Raw genomic sequence first — 15,540 nt, forward strand, 5'->3', positions numbered from 1 at the left:
AGGCGCCAGAGTATCTGCGCTTTGATTCTTGGCCAAAACACTGGTCTATTAGTTTGAAGACGGGTTAAATCACATACTTTCTTTTCCTGTAAAAAAAGCACCGGATTGCTCCGATGCGCTACTTTGTTCGTTCATTTTTTACTTATCGTTGAAGAAGCTGTGGTGTGTACTGACCATTGCCTGGGCCGGTGCTTCCGGTTCCAGATCGTGCTTCACGCTGTTGACGGCTATTGGACCTTCAACAAATCCGGCGGCGATCAAATACAATTTCTGCGGATAGGAAGCGGCATTGCCGATTGCATAGATGCCGTTTACGGAGGTCTGCATGCTTTGATCAACGCAGATTCCGCTGTTGTCAATGGTCATTCCCCAATCATCCAATCCGCCGAGGCTGAATTGAAAACCGTGATTGACAATCACCGCATCGGCCGCAACCGTCTCCGAACAACCGGATGCACTGCTGCATACGGTAACGCTGCTCAATTGCCCCTTCGTACCGCTTAGCGCAACAATTTCAGAGGACATTTTCACGTCTACCTGATACGTATGCAGCCGTTCCACATTATGCTCTAAAGCATGAACAAATTGGTCTCCTCTGTAGATCACCGTAAGACGCTTACAATGAGGCGCAAGCTCTGCCGCCCAATCCAGTGCGCCGTTCCCGCCTCCGGAAATCACCACCTGTTTGTCGGAAAATCGTTGCGGATCGCCGGCAGCGTAAAACAGGCTCGTATTTTCATATAAAGGCGCTTCTTCGAGTGGAAGCTTGTTGACTTCAAAAATGCCGCTGCCAACCGCAAGAATGATCCGGCGCGAGTAGTGAACAGCACCGTTTGAAGCAACCAACTTGAAGGTCTGATTCTCCAGCCTCTCCATGTTCACAATTGTTTGGCCGGTGATTATCGCCGGATGAAAGGTCTCAGCCTGCCGATTCAAGTGCTCGATCAACTGCGCGCCTTCAATACTTGGGATACCGCCAACATCATAGATGGTCTTCTTGGGATAAAAGTGCGTGACCAAGCCGCCAAGATCACTTTTCGCTTCAATAATTTTCGTTTTGAGCGCGCGCATCCCACTGTAAAAAGCGGTGTACAGTCCGGAGGGACCGCCCCCGATAATGGTTACGTCATAAAGATCGAGCACACCCTTCTCCCCCTCACATGAGTTCATTTACTGTATCATAGGGAACGCAGAGCGGCAGCTGTGTCCGCTGATCGATAAAAATATCCGACTTCACGCCAAATGCCTGTTCCAGCACCTGTTCCGTTACAACGTTCCGCGGCGCACCTTCGCAGATCACTTTGCCCGATTTAATGACGATCATATGATCCGCAAATCGAATCGCATGGTTGAGATCGTGAACAACCATCACAACGGATCGCTGCTCCTGTCGATTCAGCCTGCGAATTAACTTCAAAATGTCCAGTTGATAGGTCATATCCAGAAAGGTTGTCGGCTCATCGAGGAAAAGCCAATCGGTTTCCTGAGCGATCGCCATTGCAATCCAGGCGCGCTGGCGTTGCCCGCCGGATAAACTGTCGACTGCGCGGTCAGCAAAGGAATCCAAACCCGTTGCGCGGATGGCCCACTGAATCGCTTGCCGATCTATCTCGCTAAGCTGCATTCCCTTTTGATGCGGATAACGTCCATAAGAGATCAGTTCTCGTACCGTCACGCCTCCGGGTGCAATCGGATTCTGTGGAAGAATAGCCAGTTGTTTCGCTACTTGACGTGTCGGCTGTTTGTGAATGCTACGGCCATCAAGCAGCACGCTCCCGCCTTTTGGACGCATCAAACGAGCCATTGTTCTTAGAATCGTAGACTTTCCTGATCCGTTTGCTCCAACCAAAGCAGTGATTTTTCCTTCGGGCAGATCAATGGTCAAATGGTCAACGATCAGTTTATCTCCATAAGCTATATCCAGTTCTTCCGTATGCAGCCGTCCCATGCACGATCGCTCCCTTTTACTTACTTTGAGTCATATTTTTCAGCACACCATCAATGATTTGTGAATTGGCATTGGGTCCTGAATACAGCCAGCTTGCGTCCGCGCCATACTCAAAGACATGGTGATTTTTCACTGCAGGAATGTTTTTCCACACGGAATCTTTGAGCATCGTTGCACCGCTACTTTTGTCGCTATTAATTAAGAAAAGATAATCTGTATCGAGCTTAGCTAATTTTTCAAGTGAAATCGTCGACCAGTTGGCTGTTGCACTTTTTGAAATTTCTTGAACGACTTGCGGTGCTTTTAAACCAAGGTCTTGATAAAGAACCGCACCGCTGGATACATTGTCGCCAACGACAAAGAACTTGTTCCCGGTCAGCCAAATCGCGGCTACAGTTGGCGTGCCTACTGCATTTTTCACCGTCTGCTTTGCCTTTTTGGCTTTGGCATCATAATCAGCAAGTACTTTCTCTGCTTGTTCTTTTTTGCCAAGAACAGTACCGACTTGAAGCAATTTGTCGCGCCAGTCGCCGTTCACATCTTTATTCAAGACGTATGTCGGCGCAATCTTCTGGTATTGCGCGTATTTGCCTCCGCTTACTGCGCCGGCTGAGTCAATTAAAATAAGATCCGGTTTAAATGAGGCAACGGCTTCATAAGGCAGGTCAGAAGGAACAGTAGGAACCGCTTTTAGATCCTTTTGAAGATAGTCCTGAACACCTTTACCGTTGTTGATCGACCATTGGGCGACCGGTTTAACACCAAGCGCTACCAGATTATCCTCTAAATAAGAGGCAAGAATCCTTTTCGGTTTTGTCGGAACCTTGACGTTGTGACCCATCGCATCTTTAGCAACACGCGTTTTTGGAACAGACGATGTGTTGTTATCCGATGCATCGTTCGCCGTGCTGCATCCTGCCAATAGGCTTAAAATGAGTAAAACACTTGCGAAAGTAACTGCCGCTTTTTTTATGTAAATCAAGAGTGGTTCCTCCCTAATTTATTAACTAATTGTGACATTTTTATGATAACGATATTCATTATCAATTACAACTATTTTTTTTGATTTCATACTATTGATATTCATTATCAATTATAATAGAAATAGAGTTCATAACTAAGGAGCTTCATCGATGTTCATTTCATTCATTGCAAAACAACAAGCACAACGACCCAACCGCCGAAAACCAACGCGGGCAGCGCGGGCGTTAACGGCTTTGATTGGCGGCCTCATTCTTCTAGTCGTCACTTTTATTCTGTCACTGCTCTACGGCGCGGTACACGTTCATTTCTCAACTGTATGGCAAAGCTTCACGAATGATCAAATGCTCACAGCCAATCAGCAGATTATTCGTAATATCCGAATACCTCGAGCGATTGGCGCGGCGCTGGTCGGCGCCCTCCTTGCTGCTTCTGGAGCCGTCATGCAGGGTATGACCCGCAACCCACTGGCCTCACCTTCACTGATGGGGGTCAGTTCCGGGGCTTCGCTTGTCATGGTCTGCACGCTTGTTTTTGCTCCACAGGCTTCCGTTCTTTCACTGATGCTTTGTTCGTTTGTCGGCGCCGGCATTGGTGCATTGCTCGTTTTCGGTATTGCCCTGTTCTCACGCGGCGGCGTTTCTCCGATTAAACTGGTTCTTGCCGGGATGGCGGTTACCGCCTTTTTGAATGCCTGCACATCAACGATCGCCATTCGTTTTAATGTGGCGCGCGATTTGAGTTTCTGGTATGCCGGCGGTGTATCCGGTGTTCAATGGCTGCATGTCCAACTCTTGATTCCCGTCGCCGCAATCGGTATTATCCTCGCCTTGATGATTTCACGCTCAATCAATGCACTCAGCTTAGGCGAGGAGACCGCCAAAGGACTTGGCGAACGCACCCTACTCGTAAAAACAATCGCTATTCTGGCCGTTCTGCTGATGACCGGCGCCGCTGTATCTGCTGCCGGAGCGGTTGGATTCATTGGTCTGATCGTGCCGCATATCACACGATTTCTGATTGGCGGCGATTACCGCTGGCTGCTGCCTTGCTCAGCCGTATTTGGTGCTGTCCTGCTGGTTGGCGCCGATCTGGGTGCGCGGATGCTTAATCCGCCTTTTGAGACTCCAATTGGCGTCGTTACCGCCTTAATCGGCGTCCCTTTCTTCCTCTATCTCTCGCGCCATGCTGCAGGGGGGATGCGCAGATGATCGCGAAAAAACGGGTCCTGAGCGTCACTTTAGGTATGGTTTGCGTCATTGGGGTTACATTGATCATAAGTTTAAATACCGGCTATTTACGGATCGCCCCCATTGATGTACTGCGGGTGCTTATAGGAAAAGGCAGTCCCCAAGATGCGTTGGTGCTCATTCAGTTTCGCCTACCGCGCATGGTGATTGCGTTGTTTATCGGTGCGGGCATGGCAGTGTCCGGTGCCCTTCTTCAAGGCATCACACAAAACGACTTGGCTGACCCCGGTATCCTCGGGATTAATTCCGGTGCGGGATTGGCTGTTGTTTTTTACATTTATATGGTTCAGGGTCAAGCATCCGCACTGAGCGGGCTGTCCTTATTCTTAATGCCGTTTTCCGCACTCTTTGGTGCAGCGCTGGCTGCTTTGCTTATCTATGCACTTGCTTGGCAGCATGGCGTCACGCCGCTGCGGCTGATTTTATCAGGAATCGGCGTCAACGCCGCATTGATGGCTCTGATCACGATTATTCAGCTTAGGATGGATCCCAAAGATTTCATGCAGGCGACAATCTGGCTGTCGGGAAGCATCTGGGGAACCGACTGGCCCTATGTACTTGCCGTTCTTCCGTGGATGCTCATTCTTATCCCGCTAGCCACTTTCAAAGCGCGCACACTGAACATTCTTGCGCTCGGAGACGCAATGGCCAGCGGTCTGGGCGTGGCGGTAACTCGTGAACGGACGCTGTTTCTGGGCATCGCGGTCGCCCTTGCCGGAGCCAGTGTGTCTGTCGGCGGCGGCATCGCATTCCTTGGTTTGATTGTCCCGCATCTCGTCCGCCGGATCATCGGACGCCGCCATGAAATTCTAATCCCATTATCTGCACTGATGGGGGCCTGCCTGCTGCTCATTGCCGATACGCTTGGACGAACGATCTGGGCACCGGCAGAGGTCCCCGTCGGTCTTGTTGTTTCTGCGATTGGTGCACCGTACTTCATCTATCTCTTATTTCGAGAAAAGATTTAATGTTCAGAGGCAGCCATTGAGGGTACAAAGAGAGGCTGACACTCCCGGCAAATGCCGCAGTGTCAGCCTCTTATATTCTTTAATAGCGTTCCATCATCCATTTTTCTATTGGAATAAAGTTGAGTTTTTCGTAGATACGTGCGGCCGCCGGATGATCATAAAACAAACAGGGCCGTTTATGCTCGGCTTGCAGCGCGCTGATCGTCTTAATCAAACAGCTGGTCGCAAATCCTTGGTGCTCATATTCTTTTTTCGTACAAACACCGACGATCATCGCCGCTCCAGCGGTCTCGGCTGTGGTCGATACACTGCTGACGGGTTCATTATTGCGTTCAATGTAGAACGTTCTGGAAATCCCTCGATCCATACTCTTCTGAAGGGTTGCCGCCGTCTCAGCATGATTAGAGAAAATCGTCTGACGCAGTGCAATAATTTTTTCTGCTTCTTCAGGAAAGAGCATTTTCACATCTTTACGTGCCGTTGATTTATCAAGCGGTGCCCCAAGATCTCGCGCTGCGTAATAACAGAGTTGCTCCTTTTGCACGGGCGTACTCATGTAAGGAAGTATTTTTTTCACTAGACTTTGCAGGCCGGACAGGCAAGTTAGCGCGCTGCATCGCCCAATCACGTCCGCCCATGCCTTGCCGTCGAGCAGCTCAGCTTCTCGCGCGTAGGGAATAAAATTGCCAAGATAACGGAGCAGTATGCTGCGCAAGGCCCCCTGCCCGTCAAAGTCTCCCCAAACGGTAACAACGTCGCTCTCTAAACCATACGCTTCGATATCTCCAAATATAAATAGATTCTCTGCCGGTCGATCGCCAGCGAAGCTCATGACCTGGTCTCTGTCTTTCTCTGTAAGCTGTCGAATCATTCACACAGCCCCCTCTCCCACTCATGTTTCGTACCATAACCACCGAGTCATGAATAGGCGATGATTATGCCTCGATTCAGACACAAAACGCTTCAACGGTTCAGCCGTAGAATTTCTATACAGTTTAGCCTATCTTTCGTGGATATGAAGTGATCATCGGCACACTTGCACCCATAAATGAACGCGCTTTCCTTCATCCACCAGCTGTTTATTCCGCGCGGTCACGAATCATTTTCTGTTTGACAAAAAGTCTGCAGCAGACGCACATGCGCCGATTCGGTTTCATGAGATTCCGCAAAAAAACGCTCTAAAAAGTCGACCATAAAGCGATGCCGTTCTTCAGCCAGTTTTCGAGCTGTTTCTGTGTTCATGCGATCCCGAAGGAGCAGTAACTTTTCAAAGAAATGGTTTACGGTTGTTGACTGCTGCGCCTTGTACTGCTCTGCCGTCTGATGCAGATGCGGCAGCGCTCCCGGATCAAACATCATCCGATGCTTAAACCCGCCATAGGAAAAGGCGCGCGCAATCCCAACTGCGCCAAGAGCATCCAACCGGTCCGCATCTTGGACAATCTTCCCTTCAAGGGTTGACATTGGGGTCTGCACACCGGCCCCTTTAAACGAAAGCTCCTTGATCATGGTGCAAACGGCCTGAATGGTCGTCTCGTCCGTATGTAATGATTTCAGCCACTTGGCGGCGGCGCGCGGGCCGGCCGAATCATCGCCGTGATGGAATTTCCAGTCGGCGATATCATGCAGAAGCGCGCCTAGCGAAACAATTTGTTTGTCTGCCTGGTGCGGCGCTTCACCCGCCAAGATTTGCAGGCTCGTCCGATACACGCGGTGTAAATGCGCCCAGTCATGGCCGCTACTCTCGCTCTTGAACTTTTCTTTCAGATAACTTTCGGTCTGCGCAACGCGATTCATTGCTCCCTCACCCTCACTTTCTCCCATAATTATAGCGCATCCCTCATCTGTAGCCACAACGCGAAGCGCCGATAGCGACGTATGTTTCGAAAACCAACCGATCGCTTGCTATAATAGGAGTAGATCAATCTAAGGAAAAGGGAGGCGTTCCCATGTCGCTGCTTCATCAGCCTGTTTGGCGTGTGATCGATCAAAGCAGCTTAGGCAGAGGCTTTGACGGAAGACAGTCGTTTGCAATGGATGACGCCATCTGTCAATCGGTTGGAAGTGGCCAGTCGCCGTGTACCGCCAGGCTTTGGGTTCACCATCAAACGGTGATGCTCGGTATCCAAGATACCCGGTTGCCCCATCTGCGTGCAGGGCTTGATGTACTGCGGGCCCATGGATTCAACTTCATCGTGCGCAATTCGGGCGGACTTGCCGTTGTTCTTGATCAAGGCGTGCTCAATCTCTCTTTGATTTTTCCGGAAAAGGATGGGGCGTTGACGATCGATGATGGGTTTGAAGCCATGACAGCATTTATTAAGAAAATGCTGGCGCCGCTGGACATCGCCTTCGACTGTGGCGAAATCAAACGGTCCTACTGCCCCGGTCGCTATGATCTGAGCTCGAAGGGGCGAAAGTTCGCCGGCATTTCGCAGCGCCGCGTCAAGCAAGGCGTCGCCGTACAAATCTATCTCTGCGTCTCTGGTAGCGGTTCGCAGCGCGCGCAGCTGATTCGTTCCTTTTATGCGCAAGCGCTGCAAGGGGAAGCGACACGTTTTGCTTACCCTGATATTGATCCGAAGGTTATGGCATCCTTAGAAGAAATCAGCGAGCGTCCATTAACCGTTCAGGGACTTGTTCACGCTTGCCTGCGCAGCCTACAAAGCTTGGGAATGGTCCAATCTTCCTCATCTTTATCGCCTGAGGAGTCGCTTGCCTTCGGTGGCTACTACGAGCGAATGATTCGTCGGAATGAAAAAGCGTTCGACTCCATATAACAGATCCCCAAATTGGTGTACCGGCAGTCGAACAATAAAGGGACGCAGATCTTTATCCATTTTAAGAAGGCTAGACAATCATGAACGTTTTCTATAAAGTTTGCATTGTTTTTGCGCTTATCGCAGCAATAGGCGTCGCCGCTTTTTTGCCGACACTTTCTTCGAACAGCTTTTCCGGTCATCAAGCGGAGAAAAACCAAAACAACCACAAGCTCAACAACGAGGGGAAAACGCCAGCTTCCCCCTCAGAAACGCGGCCCGTCTCTTGGAATAAACCGTCCGGCGGCAGTTATCCGATCATCGGAAAGAATGAGCCGCTTTGGATCGATGTAGCGATCAAGAAACAAAAAGTGTACATCAAAAGCGGCAGCCGCATCTTATACACCATGCAGGCATCAACGGGTCTTGATAGCAGTCCGGACACAACCACACCGACCGGAACCTACTACATCCAAGCGGAACGCGGAAAATGGTTCTACTCCCCGAAATACCAAGAAGGTGCAAAATACTGGGTATCCTGGAAAAACCACGGCGAATTTCTCTTTCACAGTGTCCCAATGAACCAAAACAAACAGGTGCTACCGGCCGATGCAGCCAATCTAGGTAAAAAAGATTCGCACGGATGCATTCACCTCACCGTTCCCGACGCCAAATGGGTATACGAGCATATTCCATATAACACCAAAGTAGTCATTCATGACTAAAAACAAGCAACTTGGTTCTCTATGGAAACCGAGCTGCTTGTTTCATCTCCATTTAATTAAGCGAAGGAAAACGATTTTCTTAGCTGACCTGCGCGACGTCCTTCAACCACAACAAGACATTCATCACCCTTGTAATTCGCGACACTTCAGCTACTTGCATCAACAGGGTGCGACCCTGTTGGCGCCCGAGCACCTCCGCTTTGATTCGGCCAAGACACTGGTCTATTGGTTTGAGGACGGGTCAAAATCTATATTTCTTAACTTGTGAAAAAAGGGCGCCGCAAAGTCATCTAGGACTTTGAGGCGCCCGCTTTCAGGTATTGTTTATGCTTTAATATCGCGGCGTGTGTAGAAAAGCCAGCCGACCAAAATGAAAATGATGTAATAAGCGACGAGAACTGCGAGTGAAAAGCCGAGTGTCATGTCGTCGCGCAACGGCGATCCGGTCGTATACTGCGTCAGATCGGTATTGGCAAACAGCACATATTTTACCCAGTCATATTTGGCAAGCAAACTAACGACAATTGAGGAAGCCATCAAGGTAAAGATCGATAGGCCAATCGCAAGTCCTCCGTTTCGGAATGCGGCGGCGATCAGTCCTGCGAACGTCACCATCATGAAGAGTGAGACGCAATTGAGCAGGTAGGCGTTCCAAACGGCGAGCGTCCAACTCGATTGGTAGACCGTGCCATGGTCATACACCAGATGGGCCTCGCCCGCACCGCCAAAGCCGAAGAAGATCCCGCCCACAAGCCATGAGGCGATAAACAGCGTGATCAGACAAACAACGGTGAACAATAAAGTAGAAATATATTTCGACAGAAGAATTTCCGTGCGATAGATCGGACGAATCAGCAGCAATTTAATCGTCCCCGTGTCAAATTCGCTGGCAATGGAAGTGGACACGACGATGATGGTGAAAATGCTGATGACAATAATCAGGTTGCTGCCCGCGCCTTGAACAAAGCTCCACAACGTTTCGCCTTGCGCCGGTTTTAGATTATGATCGATCCGGTACTCATTCATCTTGATTGTTTTCTTAAAGTAATCGGTGGCTTGTTTGTTCCCTTCTACCGATGCCATTTGTTTTTCCATGTTCTTATTGTCTTGAACCAGCGTCTGTTTCCAATTGTGATCATTCTTTGGCTCGGGACTGTTTAGTTTAATGATGAGACCGGCTGTTAAAATCAGCCCTAAAAGAATGATAATCATGACCTTCGCTGATGTTCGGCGATAAATTTTCATGTTTTCATTTTGCAGCAGTCCAAAAAAATTACTCAACGCTCTTCCCCCCTGTAACTTCCAGGAATCTGTCTTCCAGTGATTTTGCAACAGCGGCTACCCCGTAAATCTTTATTTTTGAAAGCACCAATGTATCGACAATGACCGGAATTTTTTCATGTTCCACCGGCAGTTCGATTGTTGTGTCGTCAACCCGTTCGGTTTCAATCGCCAGTTTCTCTTTGATCGCTTGTGCGGCTAGGCGACCATCATCAACCTGAATCCGTACTTTTGCCACACCCTTTTCAATGAATTCATTGACTTTTTCAACGCCGACGAGTTTTCCTTTTTGCAGAATGCCAATGCGATCGCACATCAGCTGCATTTCGGAAAGCAGGTGACTGGAAACAATCACCGCCACGTTTTCTTTGCGCGACAACTCATGCAAATAGTTGCGCAAATCATGAATGCCTTGCGGATCAAGTCCGTTTGTTGGTTCATCTAGGATCAGTACTGATGGATGATGCAGCAACGCTTGAGCGACACCGAGGCGCTGACGCATTCCGAGCGAATAGCGCTTCACTTTTTCATGAATACGATCCTGAAGTTCAACCAGTTTGACCACTTCTAGGATTCGGTCTTTGCTAATTCCCGGGATCATGCGCGCATAGTGAATGAGATTCTGGTACCCGGTGAGGAATTTGTACATTTCCGGGTTCTCAACAATCGCGCCGACCTGACGGATTGCTTTTTTAAATTCGCCGTTGATGCTGTGCCCCTGTATGTAAATGTTTCCTTGGGACATTCTCATCAAGCCGACGATCATACGAATGGTCGTCGTTTTCCCCGCACCGTTGGGACCGAGAAATCCGAAGACTTCTCCGCTGTAGATCTCAAAGCTTAAATCGTCAATAATCATTTTCCCGCCAATACGTTTACTCACATGTTCCAAGCGCACGGCCGGTTGCTTTTCTGCGGCATTAATCGCCATACTTTTCCACCATCCAATCACTCAGACTTAAATTCTCGTTGCGACGAATCGCTTCAACACGCTTTTGATCGAGGATCACTCCGTTTTTAATCAGAATGACCGAATCCAAGAGTGGTTCGATTTCCTGCAACTCATGCGTTGTGATGATCACCGTCTGTTTTTCCAAATCAACGAATGAAATCAATCCCTTAATAATTGAGCTGCGCACCATTGGGTCTAATCCGGAAAGCGGCTCATCCATCAAAAGAAACGGCACCTCGCGGGCAAGCGTCACAACAATTTTCAAACGGCCGCGATTGCCTTTTGAGAGATGTTTGACCTTCTGCATACGATCCAACTTCATGAAGTCAAGCATCTCTTCAGCCTTCACGCGATTAAAATCACTGAAGGTGCGCGCGTAAAAGTCAACGGTTTCCAAGACCGTAAAAAATGAATAATAGCTGTCCAGCTCCGACAAATAGGCGACCCTTCGACAGATTCTTCGATTGGCCGTCTCGCCATCGATGAGCACGGTTCCACGTGTTGGTCGGAGCAGTCCGGCGATCAGTTTCAACGTTGTTGACTTGCCGCTTCCATTTGAGCCGATCAGCCCGGTGATCTGACCCGGTTCGATTTGCAGGCTGACGTCTTTCAGTGCTTTTTTCGTCAGGTAGCGTTTTGAGACACTTTCTAGCTGAATCATTCCTATTCCTCCTTGTCCGTTAAAAAGTCTTTCAATCCATCAAGCATTTCCAGTTCTGTGTAGCCCATTTCACGCATCTCAGACACAAACAGCATGATATGTCTCGTTTTCAATTCCTCGCGCATACGCTGCAGTACGGCAGGGTTCTCCGTCACAAAGGTCCCCTGTCCGCGCTTTTTCTCAACGATGCCCGTTTCTTCAAGTTCTCGGTACGCACGCTGCACAGTATTCGGATTTACTTCCACGTCAATAGCCAACTCCCGAACGGAAGGCAGACGTTCACCTATCCCGATTTCACCGCGGATAATCCTGTTTTTAATACGCTCGCACAATTGTAAATAGATCGGAACAGACGGGTTAAATGGCTGGGCCATACACGTTCTCCTCCTTGCTGTCACATTCGTTGTTCATACGCTTATGATGCCTCCAGCTTATGATCGGTTAACCTAGCAGTCAGAATAAAAAGAATCAGCGTTCTCACTAAATCCAAAACAAGATCACCCATCGTCAGCCCAATCGGATCGGCCGTTGCAAAATTTGCGCTCATACTTGTGGGTGCGCCATGCGGCATCACAAAGTGCAGCACCGTAACATTCTGAATCGCTCCCCAGTCCGTTAGAAAAGCGAATGCTCCGGATTCAATAAATTTCGCATCAATCAATGAGTAAAGAATAATGCCGACAATCAAAACGATCCAAGCCCATTTTCCAATGCGCGAGCGCATCGTGCGCTGAATCGTCCAGAGGAAAAGAAGGGCGACGCCCCCGCCGATGCCGCTCCAAATCAAGATTAATAAAGCAAGAATGGTGACGCGAAAGAGCGACAATTCCTGCGGCATCTCGGTGATTCTCGTCAGACTTGCCCATGTATAGGTTCCGATAATAATCATGGTCCCAATAAAATAAACAAATGCCCCTGACAATTTTGCGAGCAGCATTGACCATCCGGGTAGCGGATTTTGCATCCAGATATGAAACGTCTTCCGGCCCTGGATGACATTAAAAAGCAGGTAAACCGGAACATAGAACAACAAAAGGATGCTCAGCATCACACCAATAATCACTGGCCAGATTTCTGCGTCCTGGCCATAGCGAATATTCAAGAAAATGCCCAGAGCCATAAGGAGCAGCTGCAGGATCAGAAAAATCAAAAATGCCATCCAACCGTGGCGCAATTCCTTTTTAAATAAAGTGAACCAAACCGACATCATGTGTATCCCCCGTTTTATTTATATTACTGTATTAGGTATATAGTACACTAGGCGTTTCGTGCTGTCAAATCAACGATGAACCGTGTTATAATTTCTCAATACCGAGCAGAATCGCCACACTATTAAACAGAAGCAAGAGGATTATGGGAATGGAGGTAAAAAAGTACACCCACAATTTCTTTTCCGGACGCTTCTCCCACGCATCATGCAGCCAGCTTCGAATAGAATTTCTATTTTTATAGAGAAAAACGCCAAGAACAAGGAAGACCGCAACAAATAACCCGGAATTCAAGATAGCCGCTAAAGCCTCAGAGCGCACCGCACTGATCGCTTCGCTCAGCAAGTTGTTCAAGCTGTGTATGAGTATAGTTAGCCAAATCGAATAGGTCTTTGCCAAATAGCCAAGAACAATGCCGATTCCAAAGGCGACCGGCAGTTGAATAATATTACCGTGCATCATGCCGAACAGCAGCGCTGAACCCGTAATCGCAAAAAATGAGCCAAATCGTTCCAAACTGCGCAAGACAGCGCCGCGATAAATAAATTCTTCAAAGATCGGTGCAATCAGGCAGGTATAGACAAACATACTGATTGTTTTCGAGCCTTCCAGAATTTCTTCAGACGGCTCTGCCGTGTAACCGAAAAGATGAAGCAGTCCTTCGACCGGATACATGATCAGCATGAAAATCATATTGAGTCCAAGCACAAACGCAAACCCGATAAAAACGATGCGGTGATTCATCCTTTTTCCAACGGTTTTTAAATCATGCGTCCAAAACAGCTTCTTTCGATAGATCAGGAGCGGGATAAAAGCGATCACCACCGCGATAATCATCGGCCAACCGCTTTCTTGCAGCGGATTAATGAATTGTTTCTCCATCTGTTGTTCCGTCAGGTCAGGGGTGAGAAACATCGCTCGGAACACTTGAACAACCATGAATGCAATCACAACGGCCCATAATAATCCCCCTTGAAACAGCAATGAAATCCCCAGTTTTCTAAAATGACGCTTTATTTTCTTTCGTTTTGCTCTACGATCATGCATCAGAATCCCTCTAATATATCATTGTATTAGTAAAATAGTACAGTAATTATTTATTTCTGTCAATCCCGTGTTGCGCGTTAGCGCCCCGCGCAAACTGAAAATTCCCGCGTTCCTTTACTGAAGCTGGGTATGCTATAATGAACCGACAAAACGAGAAAATGGAGTTGAACGCATCTTTGTTACTTGATTTCAATCAAAAACTTGCGATTATTGAATCCTTTAGCGAACTTGAACAAAAGAAAGTCTCACTGGGACGGCTGAATTTCCAATACAATGGCAGTGCGACAGACAAGAAAAACGTCGTCTATCATCTGCATCCGAACGGCAACGGCTACGTGTACGCCAAAGGAATTGACGGTTACGATGCTGATGCAAAAGGCATGGTCAACATCCGCGACTTCTCTGAAGAGGAGCTCCGAGAATTACTGAAAAAAGCCATTTTCGCTCTGTCTCCTGAAGGTCTCTACAAAAGAGAAACCGCGGACGGCAACGATCACGAACTTTGGGTGACGCCAAGCGGTCGAAGCGAACTGGAAATTGTCTATGACAATGAATTGTGGAATGTCTATGCTGGAGATTTACTTGACGGAACGTTCCGAACCTATAAAGAAGCTGTGGAATATTTAACGGAAGAAGGCTTCGTCCGGAAATGAAGCGCCGCTTGCCTGCGGCGCTTTTTTCGTATGTGATTCTCATTTGCACTTCCGCATCTCTTCTTGCTCATTCCCCTTCTTCCTTTGCTCGTTTCTCGAGGCACATTATAATAGAACCATCACGGATTGGAGGAAATGAAAATGAGAACGGAACATCAAATGATGGCCTTGATTCGTAACCAAGCCATCAACGATGAACGCATTCGCGCGGTCATCCTGAACGGCTCACGGGCAAACCCGGATGCGCCGCGTGATTGTTTTCAAGACTACGATATTGTTTATGTCACGCGCGAAGTAGTCACGTTCACATCTGACCACCGGTGGATCGATGTCTTTGGTGAACGACTCATCCTGCAAATGCCCGATCTGACGGATATCGGCAACGGAAAACCGACATTATCCAATCAACAATTCACCTACTTAATGCTCTTTAAGGATGGCAACCGGATCGATTTGACACTGATGACTCCGGAACGTGCCACCGATTATATAAATGGCGACAGTCTGAGCATCATTTTGCTTGATAAGGATCAGCAATTTAATGCCGTGCCGCCTTCAGACGACCGGGATTACCGGATCATATCGCCGAGCAAACAGCAATTTGCCGACTGTTGCAACGAGCTTTGGTGGGTGGCACCCTATGTGGCTAAGGGGTTATGGCGCGGAGAAATTCCTTATGCCAAAGCGATGCTGGAGCAGCCGGTTCGCGATATGATGCTGCGCATGCTTTCCTGGTACGCAGGCGTGCGCACCGGTTTTACCATCAGTGCCGGCAAATGCGGCAAATACTTGCCTCGCTATGTCGACGCTGACGTTTGGCAAGACTATCTAAGCACGTACCCGGATGCAGATTCAGAACACGTCTGGCAAGCACTCTTTCGAATGTGCGCCCTTTTCCGGCGACTTGCACGGCACGTGGCAGATCATTTCGGCTATGATTATGCTGAGGCCGATGATCGGAACGTCACGAATTATTTGCATCACGTGCATGCGCTGCCTAGAGAGGAAAAGGTGTTTGATTAATCGTTTGACAATAAAACTCGGGCACCTGTGTGTTCCGAGTTTATTATTACACTGGTAAGTAAGTCTAAGAAATAAGAGATTTAA

General features: G+C 48.4%; 17 protein-coding genes. 6 read left to right on the forward strand and 11 right to left on the reverse strand.

All coding sequences use genetic code 11. The features are described 5' to 3' along the window. Positions 1 to 138: 138 nt before the first annotated feature. Genes SIN01_RS11195 through SIN01_RS11205 form a run of 3 tightly spaced genes read right to left on the reverse strand, consistent with a single transcriptional unit; the run spans position 139 to position 2,930 of the window. The gene (locus tag SIN01_RS11195; protein WP_010027206.1) at positions 139 to 1,143 is read right to left on the reverse strand and encodes an NAD(P)/FAD-dependent oxidoreductase; all 1,005 of its coding nucleotides are present in this window, start codon (positions 1,141 to 1,143) and stop codon (positions 139 to 141) included. A 13-nt stretch (positions 1,144 to 1,156) separates the two neighbouring features. Continuing rightward, on the reverse strand, positions 1,157 to 1,948 hold the full coding sequence (locus SIN01_RS11200; RefSeq protein ID WP_010027205.1) for an ABC transporter ATP-binding protein: 792 nt from the start codon (positions 1,946 to 1,948) through the stop codon (positions 1,157 to 1,159). Positions 1,949 to 1,964: 16 nt separating this feature from the next. After that, the gene (locus tag SIN01_RS11205) at positions 1,965 to 2,930 is read right to left on the reverse strand and encodes an iron-hydroxamate ABC transporter substrate-binding protein (protein ID WP_010027203.1); all 966 of its coding nucleotides are present in this window, start codon (positions 2,928 to 2,930) and stop codon (positions 1,965 to 1,967) included. Between the two features lie 151 nt (positions 2,931 to 3,081). Here SIN01_RS11205 and SIN01_RS11210 point away from each other — a divergent pair, with 151 nt between their 5' ends. Both SIN01_RS11210 and SIN01_RS11215 read left to right on the forward strand, forming a co-directional pair. After that, entirely contained in the window at positions 3,082 to 4,140 is a 1,059-nt protein-coding gene (locus tag SIN01_RS11210; protein ID WP_010027201.1) for a FecCD family ABC transporter permease, read from the forward strand. Further along, entirely contained in the window at positions 4,137 to 5,147 is a 1,011-nt protein-coding gene (locus tag SIN01_RS11215; protein ID WP_047035545.1) for a FecCD family ABC transporter permease, read from the forward strand. The genes SIN01_RS11210 and SIN01_RS11215 overlap by 4 nt, the downstream gene beginning before the upstream one ends. A 79-nt stretch (positions 5,148 to 5,226) precedes the next feature. Here the strand turns inward: SIN01_RS11215 and SIN01_RS11220 are convergent, their stop codons facing one another. Together SIN01_RS11220 and SIN01_RS11225 are read right to left on the reverse strand one after the other, a co-directional pair. Continuing rightward, positions 5,227 to 6,018: a GNAT family N-acetyltransferase gene (locus tag SIN01_RS11220; RefSeq protein ID WP_010026766.1), complete on the reverse strand. Its 792-nt coding sequence runs from the start codon at positions 6,016 to 6,018 to the stop codon at positions 5,227 to 5,229. A gap of 221 nt (positions 6,019 to 6,239) precedes the next feature. Next, positions 6,240 to 6,971 carry an HD domain-containing protein gene (locus SIN01_RS11225; protein WP_010026765.1) on the reverse strand — a complete coding sequence of 244 codons (732 nt, stop codon included), beginning with the start codon at positions 6,969 to 6,971 and terminating at the stop codon, positions 6,240 to 6,242. A gap of 125 nt (positions 6,972 to 7,096) precedes the next feature. Here SIN01_RS11225 and SIN01_RS11230 point away from each other — a divergent pair, with 125 nt between their 5' ends. Further along, positions 7,097 to 7,927 (forward strand): lipoate--protein ligase family protein, encoded by an 831-nt coding sequence (locus tag SIN01_RS11230; protein ID WP_010026764.1) that lies wholly within the window; start codon positions 7,097 to 7,099, stop codon positions 7,925 to 7,927. An 80-nt stretch (positions 7,928 to 8,007) separates the two neighbouring features. After that, positions 8,008 to 8,631, forward strand: coding sequence for a L,D-transpeptidase (locus tag SIN01_RS11235; protein ID WP_052766856.1), 624 nt, complete (start codon positions 8,008 to 8,010; stop codon positions 8,629 to 8,631). A 324-nt stretch (positions 8,632 to 8,955) separates the two neighbouring features. On the opposite strand, the gene SIN01_RS11240 is transcribed toward SIN01_RS11235, so the two are convergent. From SIN01_RS11240 to SIN01_RS11265, 6 genes are all read right to left on the reverse strand, one after another. Further along, positions 8,956 to 9,912, reverse strand: coding sequence for an ABC transporter permease (locus tag SIN01_RS11240; RefSeq protein WP_010025286.1), 957 nt, complete (start codon positions 9,910 to 9,912; stop codon positions 8,956 to 8,958). Further along, positions 9,905 to 10,843: an ABC transporter ATP-binding protein gene (locus tag SIN01_RS11245; RefSeq protein WP_010025287.1), complete on the reverse strand. Its 939-nt coding sequence runs from the start codon at positions 10,841 to 10,843 to the stop codon at positions 9,905 to 9,907. Before SIN01_RS11245 ends, SIN01_RS11240 begins: the two co-directional genes overlap by 8 nt. After that, on the reverse strand, positions 10,833 to 11,525 hold the full coding sequence (locus SIN01_RS11250) for an ABC transporter ATP-binding protein (protein WP_010025289.1): 693 nt from the start codon (positions 11,523 to 11,525) through the stop codon (positions 10,833 to 10,835). Before SIN01_RS11250 ends, SIN01_RS11245 begins: the two co-directional genes overlap by 11 nt. A 2-nt stretch (positions 11,526 to 11,527) precedes the next feature. Beyond that, positions 11,528 to 11,899, reverse strand: coding sequence for a GntR family transcriptional regulator (locus SIN01_RS11255; protein WP_010025290.1), 372 nt, complete (start codon positions 11,897 to 11,899; stop codon positions 11,528 to 11,530). Positions 11,900 to 11,940: 41 nt separating this feature from the next. Further along, the gene (locus tag SIN01_RS11260) at positions 11,941 to 12,735 is read right to left on the reverse strand and encodes a hypothetical protein (protein ID WP_141306081.1); all 795 of its coding nucleotides are present in this window, start codon (positions 12,733 to 12,735) and stop codon (positions 11,941 to 11,943) included. A gap of 85 nt (positions 12,736 to 12,820) precedes the next feature. Beyond that, positions 12,821 to 13,780: a CPBP family intramembrane glutamic endopeptidase gene (locus tag SIN01_RS11265; protein ID WP_010025292.1), complete on the reverse strand. Its 960-nt coding sequence runs from the start codon at positions 13,778 to 13,780 to the stop codon at positions 12,821 to 12,823. Between the two features lie 137 nt (positions 13,781 to 13,917). On the opposite strand from SIN01_RS11265, the gene SIN01_RS11270 reads away from it, so the two are divergent. Both SIN01_RS11270 and SIN01_RS11275 read left to right on the forward strand, forming a co-directional pair. Further along, positions 13,918 to 14,433, forward strand: a complete 516-nt coding sequence (locus SIN01_RS11270; protein WP_010025293.1) for a hypothetical protein — start codon at positions 13,918 to 13,920, stop codon at positions 14,431 to 14,433. Between the two features lie 141 nt (positions 14,434 to 14,574). Next, complete coding sequence (locus tag SIN01_RS11275; protein WP_010025295.1) at positions 14,575 to 15,456, forward strand: aminoglycoside 6-adenylyltransferase; 882 nt, start codon at positions 14,575 to 14,577, stop codon at positions 15,454 to 15,456. Positions 15,457 to 15,540 lie beyond the last annotated feature (84 nt).

Source organism: Sporolactobacillus inulinus (genome assembly GCF_006539285.1).
Classification (GTDB): Bacteria; Bacillota; Bacilli; order Bacillales; family Sporolactobacillaceae; genus Sporolactobacillus; species Sporolactobacillus inulinus.

Excerpts from the sequence above, each read along its gene's own strand:
- SIN01_RS11200 (WP_010027205.1), bottom strand. The coding sequence starts at position 1,948 with ATGGGACGGCTGCATACGGAAGAACTGGATATAGCTTATGGAGATAAA.
- SIN01_RS11210 (WP_010027201.1), top strand. The coding sequence starts at position 3,082 with ATGTTCATTTCATTCATTGCAAAACAACAAGCACAACGACCCAACCGC.
- SIN01_RS11215 (WP_047035545.1), top strand. The coding sequence starts at position 4,137 with ATGATCGCGAAAAAACGGGTCCTGAGCGTCACTTTAGGTATGGTTTGC.
- SIN01_RS11220 (WP_010026766.1), bottom strand. The coding sequence starts at position 6,018 with ATGATTCGACAGCTTACAGAGAAAGACAGAGACCAGGTCATGAGCTTC.
- SIN01_RS11225 (WP_010026765.1), bottom strand. The coding sequence starts at position 6,971 with ATGGGAGAAAGTGAGGGTGAGGGAGCAATGAATCGCGTTGCGCAGACC.
- SIN01_RS11230 (WP_010026764.1), top strand. The coding sequence starts at position 7,097 with ATGTCGCTGCTTCATCAGCCTGTTTGGCGTGTGATCGATCAAAGCAGC.
- SIN01_RS11235 (WP_052766856.1), top strand. The coding sequence starts at position 8,008 with ATGAACGTTTTCTATAAAGTTTGCATTGTTTTTGCGCTTATCGCAGCA.
- SIN01_RS11245 (WP_010025287.1), bottom strand. The coding sequence starts at position 10,843 with ATGGCGATTAATGCCGCAGAAAAGCAACCGGCCGTGCGCTTGGAACAT.
- SIN01_RS11250 (WP_010025289.1), bottom strand. The coding sequence starts at position 11,525 with ATGATTCAGCTAGAAAGTGTCTCAAAACGCTACCTGACGAAAAAAGCA.
- SIN01_RS11255 (WP_010025290.1), bottom strand. The coding sequence starts at position 11,899 with ATGGCCCAGCCATTTAACCCGTCTGTTCCGATCTATTTACAATTGTGC.
- SIN01_RS11260 (WP_141306081.1), bottom strand. The coding sequence starts at position 12,735 with ATGATGTCGGTTTGGTTCACTTTATTTAAAAAGGAATTGCGCCACGGT.
- SIN01_RS11265 (WP_010025292.1), bottom strand. The coding sequence starts at position 13,780 with ATGCATGATCGTAGAGCAAAACGAAAGAAAATAAAGCGTCATTTTAGA.
- SIN01_RS11270 (WP_010025293.1), top strand. The coding sequence starts at position 13,918 with ATGAACCGACAAAACGAGAAAATGGAGTTGAACGCATCTTTGTTACTT.
- SIN01_RS11275 (WP_010025295.1), top strand. The coding sequence starts at position 14,575 with ATGAGAACGGAACATCAAATGATGGCCTTGATTCGTAACCAAGCCATC.